Below are 12,469 nucleotides of genomic sequence, written 5' to 3'. Positions count from 1 at the left end.
GGTCGGGAGGTCGGGAGGTCGGGAGGTCGGGAGGTCGGGAGGTCGGCCGGCCGGGAGTCCGGGAGTCCGGAGGCTAACTCAGGAGAATCCGTGATGTGGCCGACTGAGGCCGCTGAAAGACGGGGCCCGCGTTTGCCCGGTCCCGGTTTCTCCTGAATTAGCCGCAGGCGAGTGCGGCCAGGGCCGTGAGTCGCGGACCTCGGATTAGGCTCGGTCCATGAGCGAGTCCCTCCGTCGCATGCTTCGCGCCCTGCCGGATTTCCCCGCGGACCTTCCGGCTTTCGACCCGGCGAGTGCGCCGGCCGGCCCGGCCGCCCTGTTCGTGCAGTGGCTGCACGAGGCCCTGGCCGCCGGCGTGCCGCAACCGCACGCCTTCAGCCTGGCCACCGCGGATGCCGAGGGCAACCTGTCCTCCCGGATGCTCATCCTGAAGAACATCGACGACGAGGGCTGGCACTTCGCCACGGCGACCACCTCGCGGAAGGGCCGGGAACTGGCCGCCAACCCTCGGGCCGCCATGAACTTCTACTGGTCGCGGCTCGGCCGGCAGGTGCGGGTGAGCGGAACCGTGGCCCTGCTGTCGGCCGAGGCATCCGCCGCCGACTGGGCCGAACGCCCCGCGGCCGACGAGTCGGCCAATCCGAGCTGGCAGCTGTATGCCCTGCGGCCGACGGAGGTGGAGTTCTGGCAGGCCGGCGCCGACCGGAACCACATCCGGCACCGCTACAGCCTCTGACCGCTACAGCCCGTATGGTGGCCGGATGACGAAGACGGCACTCATCATCGGCGGAACCGGGCAGATCGGCCTGGCGGCCGCGGCCCGGCTGGCGACCTCCGACTGGGCTGTGACGGTCGCCCACCGCGGGCAGCACTCACCCGCGCTTTCGGCGGATGTTCGGAGCATCCGGTTCGACCGCGCCGACACGGCCGCGCTGCACGCAGCCGCCCGCGGCAACGACCTCGTGCTCGACACGGTTGCCTACGACACCGGCCACGCCGACCAGCTCGCCGGGCTGGCCGGCGACGTCGGCTCCCTCGTCGTCATCTCCACCGGATCCGTCTACCTCGGCCGGAACGGTTCCTACCTCGACGTGGCGACCGACGAGGTCTTCCCGGACTTCCCGGTGCCGCTCACCGAGGCCGACCCGACCGTGGACAATGCCGAGCAGAGCTATTCGCCGCTGAAGGCGGCGATGGAGCGCCGGCTGCTGGCCGCCGCCGACCTGCCGGTCAGCATCCTCCGGCCGGGCGCGATCCACGGGCCGAACAGCCCGGCGCTGCGGGAGTGGTTCTTCATCAAGCGGGTGCTCGACGGCCGCCGCCGCGTGGTGCTCGCCTACGACGGCGCCAGCCGGTTCGCCACGTCGGCCACCGCGAACATCGCCGAGCTCGTGTCCCGGTGCGCCGAGCAGCCGGGCCGCCGCGTGCTCAACGCCGTCGACGACGAGGCGCTCACCGTGGCAGAGATCGGCCGGGCGGTGTTCGATGCGATGGGGCACGAGGCCGAGATCCTCTGTTTCGCCGGTCCGCCTCGGGACGGACTCGGATCGAGTCCCTGGGGCCTGGCGAACCCGATCGTGCTCAGCATGGCCGCCGCCCGCGAGCAGCTCGGCTACGCGCCGGTCGTGAGCTACGCGGAGGGCCTGGCCGACGACATCCGCTGGGTGACGGATGCCGTCGCCGCGGCCGAGCGCCGCGGCGAGTCCTGGCAGCAGCTCTTCCCGTCCATCGTCAAGCGCTACGGCGCGAACGGCTGGTTCCCCTACGCCGCCGAGGACGCGCACGCCGGCTCACCGGGCTGAGCGGCCGACCTCAGGTCGTCAGCGCGTAGGCCTGCCGCAGCCAGCCCGCGAGCTCGGCGTCGACCTCCGCCGTCGTGCGGATCACGATCTCGTTGTGCCAGCGGTTCTTTGAGACCTGCTCGGTCTTGCGGATGCGCTCGCTCACGATCGGTTCGTTCGTCACCAGGTTCAGCAGCACGGCGCCCGACCGCGGATGGATGCCGAGGAACGCGCGACCGTTCGTCACGTGCAGGGAGCCCTGCTTCTCCTCGATCTCGTGTCCGCCGAGCTGGGCCAGGGCGCCCTGGAGGATCTCGAAGATCTCGCGGGCCGTGTCATCCGCCTGGATTCGTTCGATCGCCGTCGCCGCCATGCCCCCATAATCCCCCACACCCCCGCGAAACTGCAGTTGTGCGCGCTAAAACGCCCTCAGAACGCGCACAACTGCGGTTTCGCGGGATTCAGTGCACGTATTCGAGCAGGTCGAGGCCGATGGCCCGCATGCCGTCGAGCACGGAGAGGCGGGCGGAGAGCTTCGTGTCGGCGAACGACATCGACACCGCGTAGGTCACGCCGGCCCGCGGTCCGCGGAGGATGCCGACCTCGCTGCGCACGCCGGCATCCGTGCCCGTCTTGTTGACCAGCAGGATGCCGTGGTCGCCGTCCCGGTGCGAGAGCGGGTCGAGCCCGAACGCACTGGCCACCATCGACAGGTCGGTGTTCAGGGACAGCCAGCCGATGACGCGTTCGCTGGCCTCGGCGTCGACGATCTCGCCGCGGGCGAGCGCCGTGAGCAGCCAGGTGAGTTCCTTCGCGCTGCCGACCGAGAGCTGCGGGGCATCGTCCGGGCCGCGCTGGTCGCGGACGAGGTCGAGCAGGGCCGTGCGGGAGAGTCCGAGCTGCTCGGTGCGCGCCCGCACCGCGTCGAGTCCGACGGCGCGGATGAGCACGTTCGTGGCCAGGTTGTCGCTCGTGGCGCCGACGAGGGCGGCGAGGTCCGCGACCGGCAGCGAGGGCGCCTGCAGGTGCTGCCAGATTCCGGGGCCGCTCACCGCCTCCGCGGCGGTGCGGTCGAGGATCGTGTAGACGCCGAAGTCGGCGTCGCGGAGGCGCGCGGCCACCTCGATCAGGAGGAGGATCTTGCCGATGCCCGCCGTCGGCATTTCGACGTGGTCGTCGACCGAGAACAGCACCCGGCCGGTCGTCAGGTCGGTCGCGCGCGCGGACACCTGCACACCGTCCATCGCCAGTTCGCCGAGCGCCTGGAAACCCCGGGCGAAGTTCTCGTGCGTCTCCGGACCCTTGTGCTTGCCTTTGCGCTCGGCGGAGTGCCTGGATCGTCGCTCTGCATCCTGGGTCGGCTTGGACAATTCGCGCGCGGCTTTCTCTCGGTGCGGGCAAGAATACCCCGCGATCACCCTATGTCACAGGCGGGCGGGCTGCCTCACCAGGCTGCCTCACCAGATGGTGACGCGCTTCTCCGGGTCGAGCCAGAGCGCATCCGTCTCGGTAACCCCGAACGCCTCGTAGAACTCGTCGATGTTGCTGACGATCTGGTTGCAGCGGAACTCGTTGGGCGAGTGCGGGTCGATCGCCAGCAGGCGGATGACTTCCTCGTCGCGACCCTTCATCTGCCAGGCCTGCGCCCAGGAGAGGAAGAAGCGCCGGGCACCGGTCATCCCGTCGATCACCGGCGGCTCCTGGCCGGCCAGCGACAGGAGGTAGGCCTTCCAGGCGATCGACAGGCCGCCCAGGTCGCCGATGTTCTCGCCGATGGTCAGGGCTCCGTTGACGTGGTGCTCGGGCACCTGCTTCGGGGCGAGGGCGTTGAACTGCTCGATCAGTGACCTGGTGCGCTCCTGGAACGCGGCCTTGTCTGCCTCGGTCCACCAGTCGATCAGCAGCCCGTCGCCGTCGTACTTGGAGCCCTGGTCGTCGAAGCCGTGGCCGATCTCGTGCCCGATGACGGCGCCGATGGCCCCGTAGTTGGCGGCCGAATCGCGGGCCTCGTCGAAGAAGGGGAACTGCAGGATGGCGGCCGGGAAGACGATCTCGTTGAAACCCGGGTTGTAGTACGCGTTGATCGTCTGCGGCGTCATGAACCACTCGTCACGGTCGAGCGGGTTGCCGATCTTGCCGAGTTCCCGGTGGAACTCGAACTCGCTGGCCGCCCGCACGCTCGCGATGAGGTCGCCGGCGTCGATCGTCAGGGTCGAGTAGTCGCGCCACTTCACCGGGTAGCCGATCTTGGGCGTGAACTTGTCGAGCTTCTCGAGGGCGCGGGTGCGCGTCTCGTCGGTCATCCACTCGAGCCCGGTGATGCTCTGCCGGTAGGCCTCGACGAGGTGGCCGACGAGCACGTCCATGCCCGCCTTGGCGCTGGGCTTGAAGTGCCGCTCCACGTAGATGCGGCCGACGGCCTCGCCGAGGGCGCCCTCGACGAGCGAGACGCCGCGCTTCCAGCGGTCGCGGATCTGCGGGGTGCCGCTGAGCGTGTGGCCGTAGAACTCGAAGTTGGCGGCGACGAAATCGCTCGAGAGGTACGCGGCGCTCGAACGGATGACCTGCCAGCGCAGCCAGTCCCGCCAGGCGTCGAGCCTGTCCTCGGTGAGCATCTCGGCGAGCCCGCTCACGAAGCTGGGCTGGCGGACGACGAGCTCCTCGAAGGCGGTCTCGGGGGCGTCGAGCCCCTCGAGCCAGAGGTGGAGGTCGGCCCCCGCGGCGAGCGCGGACACCTGCCCCCAGGTCTTGAGGTTGTAGGCGAGCTCACTGTCCCGGGACTTCACGTTGTCCCAGTGGTGGCGGGCGAGCTCGGTCTCGAGGTCGAAGACGCGCTTGGCACGGGTCTCGGCGTCGCTGATGCCGGCGAGTCCGAACATCCGCGCCTGGAAGGCCAGGTAGGCGTCCCGGACAGAGGCGAACTTCTCCTCGCGGTAGTAGGACTCGTCGGGCAGGCCGATGCCGCCCTGCTCGACGAAGACGAGGTAGCGCTCGGGGTTGCCCGGGTCGTTGTCGACGTAGAGGTGGAAGGCGCCGGCGACGCCCTTGCGCTCGAGCCGGCCGAGCGTGCCGAGCAGGATCGGAATCGAGGTGACGGCGTCGACCGTGGCGAGGTCGGCCTGAAGCGGCGTCGCGCCGAGCTTCTCCACGCGATCCTCGTCGAGGAAGCTGGCGTACAGGTCGCCGAACTTGCGTTCCTCGGTGCCTTCCGGGGCGGACTGGGCCTCCAGGATGATCTCCCGCACGGCCCTCTCGGACTCCTCGGCGAGGAGGTAGAACGACCCCCACCGGGCCTTGTCGGCCGGAATCTCGCTGCGGGCGATCCATTTGCCGTTCACGTGTCGGAACAGATCGTCCTGCGGGCGGATGCCCGGGTCGAGTTCTGAAGTGTCGATTCCGGATGCGAGCCCCTGGTCAGTCATGCGCCCCAGCCTATTCCGTCCCTCCCCTCGCGAACTGTGAGTTCGGCACCTTCGCGGGCCCCGGGAAGGTTCCAAACTCACAGTTCGGCGGGATGGGCGGGGGTCAGAGGGCCAGGTCGCGGCGCCGGATGGCGGCGAGGGAGAGGGCGGCCAGGAGGGCGGCGAGGGCGAGCATCCACCAGGCGCCGGTCCAGTCGACGTCGACGGTGCCGAGGGCGGGGGTGTGGGTGAACGGCGAGAGGGCGCGCAGCCCGTCGGGCATCCCGAAGAGCTCGCCGAATTGGCCGATGAACACCGAGACGAGGAGAACGCCCCAGCTGAGCCCGATGGCGAGCCGGGGAACGACCGCGAAGAGCACCGCGGCGATGGCGAGGATGAGCAGAGCGGCCGGCAGCTGGGCGAGCCCGGAGGCCAGGACGTTCTCCACCCGGTCGGCCGTGTCGGCCGAGCGGATGAGCCCGACGGCAGCCCCGCCGGCGGCCGCGGCCAGCACGAGCACGGCTGCCGCGGCTCCGATGAGGAGGTAGTCGAGCATCCAACGGATGCGGTGCAGCGGCAGGGCGAGGAGCGTCTCGGCCGAACCGTTGGCCTCTTCCTGGCGCGCCCGGGTCATCGCCTGGATCGCGGCCGCCGCGGCGATAACGCCGATCATGCCGAAGATGGCCGCCGTGAACTGGTCGATGATCGTTGCCCGGCCCCCGGCGCCCTCGCCCAGCGCGGCGCCGATCAGCGAGTTCGATTCGACCAGTTCGACCACGGTTTCGCCCAGCGTGCCGGCCAGGACGCCGAACGCCAGGCCGGCCAGCGCCCAGCCGGCGATCGCCGAGCGCTGCAGCCGCCAGGCCAGGCCGAGCGAGCCGCCGAGCGCGCTGGACGCTCTCTCGGGGCCGGCCCGCTCGCCGATGACGCTCGACCCGATGTCACGGCGCGACTGGAGCGCCACGACCACGGCGAAGAGCACGGCGGCGAGGTCGAGGTCGAGCAGCAGGGGGGCCGGCTGGTTCGAGGTGAAGGCCGCCGTCTGCTGCCCCCAGCCGATCGCAGACAGCCAGCTGGGCCAGGCGCTGGTCATGCTCAGGCCGTCGGGCGAAGGAGTGCCGCCCGCGTCGCCGGCGGCCCGGAGCGCATAGGCCCCGCCGATGAGCGCCGCGGCCAGGCCGTTGGCGCCGCGCGAGGTGCGCATGAGCTGGCCGGCCAGGAGCCCCACTCCGAGGAACGCGATCCCGGTGCCGGCGATTCCGGCCCCGCTCGTGACCGAGCCGGCGCCGCCCTGGCCTGCGGCCAGAAACCCCAGCGTGACGGCCGCACCGGCGGCCAGACTCGCGCCGACGCCGTGCAGGGCCGTCGCGATCAGCGGGAGGAGACGCCCGGCGGGGGTCGCGGCGATCAACTCGGCGCGGCCGGACTCCTCCTCCGTGCGCGAGTGCCGCACGGCGAGGAACGTGCTCATGAAGGCAACGAGCGTCGCGAGGAAGGCGAAAATGAGGAAGAAGATGACGGCGTCGACCTCCGCCCCCTGCGGCACCCCGCGGAAGATCAGGATGGTCGGGGAGCCGACCGCGATGCGCACGAGCGCCTCGCGCTCCACGACCGTGCCGACGGTCTCGGCGACGGCGACCGCGGCCAGCAGGGAGAGCGCGGCGAACGTGACGATCCAGATGGGCAGCTGCACGCGGTCGCGGCGGAGGCGCAGCCGGAGCATCGGCCAGAGCACATTCACGGGCGAGTTCCGCTCGGCGCCGGGGCATCCTCGCGGTAGTGGCGCAGGAACAGGCTCTCGAGCGAGGGCGGCAGGCCCTGCACGCGCAGCTCGGCGAGCACGGGCAGCACCTCGGGGAGAGCGTCGCTGTCGGCCGTGAAACTCACCCGGCCGACGCCGCCGGCTGCGCCTGCTTCGGTGCTGCCGCCGACGACGAGGTCGTGGGCGGCCGGGATGCGCGCGGCCAGCCCGGCGAGGTCCGCCTCGGTCAGGCCCGTGCTTGCGAAGCCGACCTCGGTGCGGGTCAGGTGGCGCAGCTGGGCCAGCGTCCCGGTCTCGACCGTCCGGCCGGCTCGGATGATGCTCACCCGGTCGCAGAGATGCTTCACCTCGGAGAGGATGTGGCTGGAGAGCAGCACGGTCGCACCATCGTTGGTCGCCGCCTGGAGCTCGCGGCGGAAGACGGCATCCATCAGGGGGTCCAGCCCGGATGTCGGCTCGTCGAAGATGAAGAGGTCGGTCGGGGCTGCGAGCGCCGCGATGAGGGCGACCTTCTGCCGGTTGCCCTTCGAGTAGGTGCGGCCCTTGCGGGTCGGGTCCAGTTGGAAGGCCTCGACGAGGTGCCGTCGGCGCGCGCGGTAGGCCGAGCCGTGCGCCTTTTCGCCGCGCAGCCGGCAGAGCAGGTCGATGGCCTCGCCGCCGGTGAGGTTGGGCCACAGGCTCACGTCCCCCGGGACGTAGGCGATACGGCGGTGCAGGGCGACGGCATCCTTCCACGGGTCGCGTCCGAAGACCGTCGCCGTGCCGCCGTCGGCCCGCATGAGCCCGAGCAGCACCCGGATAGTCGTGGACTTGCCTGCGCCGTTCGGGCCGAGGAAGCCGTGCACCTCGCCGGCCGCCACGGACAGGTCGAGGCCGTCAAGGGCGTTCACCCGGCCGAAGCGCTTCTGCAGACCGCGTGTCTCTATGACGGCATTCATGGTGCCAAACTACGCCCGCGAGGTGTCGTTCACCGGTTGGGGTTCGAGCCCGTCGGGGCCCGGGCTGGCCTGGCTTTCATTCGACTGATGCCCGGGCCTGGCTACCCGCTGAACTAAAGTCGTGAGAATCACTATCACCCTGTTCCGCCGCCAGCCCGTGGATCGCGAGATCCTCCGTCTCGCCGTCCCCGCCGTCGGCGCGCTCATCGCCGAACCGCTGTTCCTGCTCGCCGACGCCGCCATGGTCGGGCACCTCGGCACGACGCCCCTGGCCGGCCTCGGCCTGGCCAGCGCGGTGCTGCAGACGATCATCGGGCTGATGGTCTTCCTCGCCTACAGCACGACGCCGGCCGTGGCCCGGTGGCTGGGCGCGGGCGACCGGCGCCGGGCGGTGTCCGTCGGCATCGACGGCCTCTGGCTCGCCCTCGGCCTGGGTGTCGTGCTGGCCGTGGCCGGCTGGTTCACCACGCCGGTGCTCGTCGGGGCCTTCGGCGCCGAGTCGGCCGTCACCTCTGCCGCCGCGACTTACCTCGGCATCTCCATGCTCGGCCTGCCCGCGATGCTGCTCGTCTTCGCCGCGACCGGCCTGCTCCGCGGCCTGCAGGACACCCGCACCCCGCTCTGGGTGGCCGGCCTCGGCTTCGCCGCGAACATCCTGCTCAACCTGCTCTTCATCTATGGCCTCGGCCTCGGGATCGCCGGCTCGGCGATCGGCACGGTCATCGCCCAGTGGGGCATGGTGGCGGTATACCTCGTTGTCATCGTGCGGCAGGCGAGGCTGGGCGGCGCGCGGCTCCGCCCGCACCGGGCCGGGATGCTGCTGGGCGCGGCATCCGGCGGCTGGCTGTTCCTGCGCACGGTGAGCCTGCGCGCGGCCATGCTCCTCGCGGTGTTCGTGGCGGCGCGGCTCGGCTCCCCGGAGCTCGCGGCCTTCCAGATCGCAATGACGCTGTTCGCGACGCTCGCCTTCGCCCTCGACGCCCTTGCGATCGCGGCCCAGGCGCTCGTCGGTCGCGGCCTCGGCGCCGGCGACCTGGCCGGCGTGCGCGCGGTGCTCCGCCGGTGCCTCGAGTGGGGCGTGCTCAGCGGGGCCGCGCTGGGCCTGCTCGTGATCGCGTTATCCGGAGTGCTCGGCGGGCTCTTCACCGGGGCCGGGGAGGTCAGCGACCTCCTGCCCCCGACGCTGATCGTGCTCGGGGCATCCGTTCCGCTCGGCGGGATCGTGTTCGTGCTCGACGGCGTGCTCATCGGCGCCGGGGACGCGCGCTACCTCGCCCTGACCGGCCTGGCGAACCTGGCCGCGTTCGTGCCGCTGGCCGTCGCCGTGCTGCTCTGGGCGCCCCCGGGGTCCGCCGGCCTCGCGCTGCTCATGGCCGCGTTCGCGTTCGGCTACCTCGGCGCCCGCGCGGTCACCCTCGGCCTTCGCGCCCGCACCGTCCGCTGGATGGTCGTCGGCGCGCATCCGTCTGCCGGCGTCGGTTAGTTTGGTCAGGTCGCTTCGATCGAATCGGCTCGTTCTCCAGCATCAGGACCCCCCAGTGACCCAGCCCGCCAACGCGTCCGGAGCCAACGCACCCAGGCCCGCCGTGCCAACGGACGGCCGCGTCCTGCTCGGCTGGCGCAACGCGGTCTTCGTCCTGTTCTTCGTCAGCGGTCTCAGCCTCGCCACCTGGTTCTCCCGGGTCCCCGTGATCCGCGACGGCCTCCAGCTCGATACCGCGCAGGTGGGCCTCGTGATCTTCGGGCTGTCGGGCGGCTCGGTCCTCGGCCTCCTGGTCGCAGCCTGGCTGCTCGCACGCTTCGGCGCCCGCCGGGCGATGCTGCTGGGCATGTCGGTCACGGCCGCCGGCCTCGCCCTGGTCGGAGTGGGTTCGAGCCTGCTTCCGTCCGCGCCGTTCGTGTTCATCGCCCTCGCACTCGTGGGCCTCGGGATGGGATCCGTCGACGTCATGATGAACGTCGAGGGCGCGGCGGCCGAACGGGAGATCGGCAAGACGCTCATGCCGCTGATGCACGCCTGCTTCAGCCTCGGCACGGTTGTGGGCGCGCTTGTCGGAAGCGGCGCATCGTTCGTGGGCCTGTCGGTCTTCTGGCACCTGTCCGGGACGGCGCTGCTCGTGCTCGCCACCACGGTCGCAGCCGTGCGCTTCATCCCCACGCGCGCCGACCTCGGCGACGACGCCGTGCTGCCCCACCCGGCCGGTGTGGCGGTGCCGTGGCGGGCGCGCCTGCGCGAGAACCTGGCGGTCTGGAAGGACTCGACGGTGCTCCTGATCGGGGTGATCGTTTTCGGGATGACGTTCGCCGAGGGCTCCGCGAACGACTGGCTGGCGATCGCCGCCGTCGATGGGCACGGCTTCAGCAACTCAGCGGCCGCGATCGTCTTCGGCGTGTTCGTGACCGCGATGACTCTCGGCCGCGTGCTCGGCGGGCCGGTGCTCGACCGCTTTGGACGCGTGCCGGTGCTGCGCGCCTGCGCCGCACTGGGAATCGTCGGCCTGCTCGTCTTCATCCTCGCGCCGACCGGTTGGCTCGTCTTCGTCGGGGCGGCTCTCTGGGGGCTCGGCGCCTCCCTCGGCTTTCCGGTTGGCATGTCGGCCGCCGCCGACGGGTCGAAGAGCGCGGCGGCCCGCGTGAGCGCGGTCGCCATGATCGGCTACTTCGCATTCCTCGTCGGCCCGCCGGTTCTCGGCCTCCTCGGCGAGGCGGTCGGCATCCTGAACGCCCTCTACGTGATCCTCGCGCTCATGGTGCTGGCCGGCATCGTGGCGCCGGCCGCGCGGGAGTCGAGCAGGCCCGAAGCGCGCTGAGCGCGAACCCGAGGCACGAATTCGACGGGAGTTTCACGGGAAACGGGCCGGTCACGGGGCAGGCGGGCGGCGGCATCCGGAATCTCCGTCGAATTCGGAAGTGTTTCGGGAGAACGGGCCCCGCGGCGCGATTAGGCTCGACGGGTGCGCCTTGTGATAGCCAAATGCTCCGTCGATTACGCCGGGAGACTCAGCGCGCACCTGCCGCTGGCCACCCGCCTGCTCATGCTCAAATCGGACGGCAGCATCCTCGTGCACTCCGACGGCGGCTCGTACAAGCCGCTCAACTGGATGAGCCCGCCGTGCAGCCTGTCCGAATCCGAGCCCGACGAGTACCAGACGGATGCCGGCGTCACCGCCCTCTGGACGGTCACCCACGGCAAGACCGACGACCAGCTCATCGTCAGCATCTACGAGGTGCTGCACGACTCGGCGCATGAGCTCGGCATCGACCCCGGCCTGATCAAGGACGGCGTCGAGGCCCACCTGCAGAAGCTGCTGGCCGAGCACATCCACCTCCTCGGCGACGGTCACACCCTCGTACGCCGCGAGTACATGACCGCCATCGGCCCGGTCGACATCCTGGCCCGGGATGCCGCGGGCGGCTCGGTCGCGGTCGAGCTCAAGCGGCGCGGTGACATCGACGGCGTGGAGCAGCTCACCCGCTACCTCGAGCTGATGAACCGCGACCCGCACCTGGCCCCCGTGGCCGGGGTCTTCGCCGCCCAGGAGATCAAACCGCAGGCGCGCATGCTCGCCGAGGATCGGGGCATCCGGTGCCTGCTACTGGATTACGACGGGATGCGCGGGCTCGACGACACCCAGTCCCGCCTCTTCTAAAGTCCCGTTCACTTCCCCTTTCGCCCCCGAGAACGGCCCCGGACCGGGGCCCGTTCGGTGCATGGTGTGCACAGTCCCATCCGTGCACGCCTAGGATTGACGCGTGAATCCGACATTGACGCGCACCTGGAGCGCCATCCTCTTCGACCTCGACGGAACGATCACCGATTCCGCCCCGGCCATCACCAGCTCCCTCGCCCGCACCTTCGCCGCGCTGGGCCGCCCCGTCCCCTCCGACGCCGCACTCCTCGCCTACGTTGGGCCGCCCATGCTGGCCGCATTCCGCGAATACGCCGGGATGACGCCGGACGAAGCGACCGAGGCCCTCGCCGTCTACCGCGCGGACTACAAGGGCGCGTCGTCGCTCGACACCGCCGTCTACCCCGGTATCGCCGGCCTGCTCGAGCGGATCTACGCCATGGGCATCCCGCTCGCCCTGGCCACCAGCAAGCCCGAGCGCAGTGCGATCGATATCCTCGAACACTTCGGCCTCGACAAGTACTTCACCGTTGTGGTCGGCGCCTCCGAGAGCGAGACCCGCAGCGCGAAGGCCGACATCGTCGCCGAGGCCCTGCGCCGCCTCGAGGCGTCCGGGGCGAGCATCACCGCGCCGGTCATGGTCGGCGATCGCAGCTACGACGCCGAAGGTGCCGCCGCGAACGGCGTCCCCACGATCATGGTCGAGTGGGGCTACGGTTCCCCGGCCGAAGCTGCCGCGGCCACCGCGACCGTGTACTCGGTCGACCAGCTGGCCAAGCTGCTGCTGGGCTAGCTTCCCGCCTGGCGCGCCGCACCTCACACCTCGCACCTCGCACCTCAGTTGCGGAAAAAGTACCTTCGTCGCGCGATGTCAAGCTGAGTGGAGCCACTCGGGTTAGTTTGTGACGGCTGTGTCGGGGATGTTGATTCCGACGGTGCCGGCTGGTGCGGGTGTTCT

The 12,469-nt window shown here is 70.8% G+C and carries 11 protein-coding genes; 6 read left to right on the top strand and 5 right to left on the bottom strand.

The window, feature by feature from the left end:
- Positions 1–217: 217 nt before the first annotated feature.
- Together E3T54_RS14355 and E3T54_RS14350 are read left to right on the top strand one after the other, a co-directional pair.
- Positions 218–736: a pyridoxal 5'-phosphate synthase gene (locus E3T54_RS14355; RefSeq protein WP_092322516.1), complete on the top strand. Its 519-nt coding sequence runs from the start codon at positions 218–220 to the stop codon at positions 734–736.
- Positions 737–761: 25 nt separating this feature from the next.
- A complete protein-coding gene (locus tag E3T54_RS14350) occupies positions 762–1,802 on the top strand; it encodes an NAD-dependent epimerase/dehydratase family protein (protein WP_134476282.1) in 1,041 nt (346 codons plus the stop codon).
- 10 nt (positions 1,803–1,812) lie between these two features.
- On the opposite strand, the gene E3T54_RS14345 is transcribed toward E3T54_RS14350, so the two are convergent.
- From E3T54_RS14345 to E3T54_RS14325, 5 genes are all read right to left on the bottom strand, one after another.
- Complete coding sequence (locus E3T54_RS14345; RefSeq protein WP_134476281.1) at positions 1,813–2,154, bottom strand: DUF5655 domain-containing protein; 342 nt, start codon at positions 2,152–2,154, stop codon at positions 1,813–1,815.
- A gap of 88 nt (positions 2,155–2,242) precedes the next feature.
- A complete protein-coding gene (locus tag E3T54_RS14340) occupies positions 2,243–3,151 on the bottom strand; it encodes a serine hydrolase (protein ID WP_134476280.1) in 909 nt (302 codons plus the stop codon).
- Positions 3,152–3,238: 87 nt separating this feature from the next.
- Entirely contained in the window at positions 3,239–5,203 is a 1,965-nt protein-coding gene (locus E3T54_RS14335) for a M13 family metallopeptidase (RefSeq protein ID WP_134476279.1), read from the bottom strand.
- A gap of 103 nt (positions 5,204–5,306) precedes the next feature.
- Entirely contained in the window at positions 5,307–6,923 is a 1,617-nt protein-coding gene (locus E3T54_RS14330; protein WP_134476278.1) for an ABC transporter permease, read from the bottom strand.
- On the bottom strand, positions 6,920–7,882 hold the full coding sequence (locus E3T54_RS14325; RefSeq protein WP_134476277.1) for an ABC transporter ATP-binding protein: 963 nt from the start codon (positions 7,880–7,882) through the stop codon (positions 6,920–6,922). Before E3T54_RS14325 ends, E3T54_RS14330 begins: the two co-directional genes overlap by 4 nt.
- A 127-nt stretch (positions 7,883–8,009) precedes the next feature.
- Here E3T54_RS14325 and E3T54_RS14320 point away from each other — a divergent pair, with 127 nt between their 5' ends.
- From E3T54_RS14320 to E3T54_RS14305, 4 genes are all read left to right on the top strand, one after another.
- On the top strand, positions 8,010–9,365 hold the full coding sequence (locus tag E3T54_RS14320; RefSeq protein ID WP_255452887.1) for an MATE family efflux transporter: 1,356 nt from the start codon (positions 8,010–8,012) through the stop codon (positions 9,363–9,365).
- A gap of 55 nt (positions 9,366–9,420) precedes the next feature.
- Entirely contained in the window at positions 9,421–10,692 is a 1,272-nt protein-coding gene (locus tag E3T54_RS14315) for a sugar MFS transporter (protein ID WP_241977242.1), read from the top strand.
- Between the two features lie 144 nt (positions 10,693–10,836).
- The gene (gene nucS / locus E3T54_RS14310) at positions 10,837–11,532 is read left to right on the top strand and encodes an endonuclease NucS (RefSeq protein WP_134476276.1); all 696 of its coding nucleotides are present in this window, start codon (positions 10,837–10,839) and stop codon (positions 11,530–11,532) included.
- 103 nt (positions 11,533–11,635) lie between these two features.
- A complete protein-coding gene (locus E3T54_RS14305) occupies positions 11,636–12,304 on the top strand; it encodes an HAD hydrolase-like protein (RefSeq protein ID WP_134476275.1) in 669 nt (222 codons plus the stop codon).
- Positions 12,305–12,469: the final 165 nt, after the last annotated feature.

Source organism: Cryobacterium sp. Sr8 (assembly GCF_004403225.1).
Taxonomy (GTDB): Bacteria; Actinomycetota; Actinomycetes; order Actinomycetales; family Microbacteriaceae; genus Cryobacterium; species Cryobacterium psychrotolerans.
This window is presented reverse-complemented; position numbering and strand designations above follow the sequence as displayed.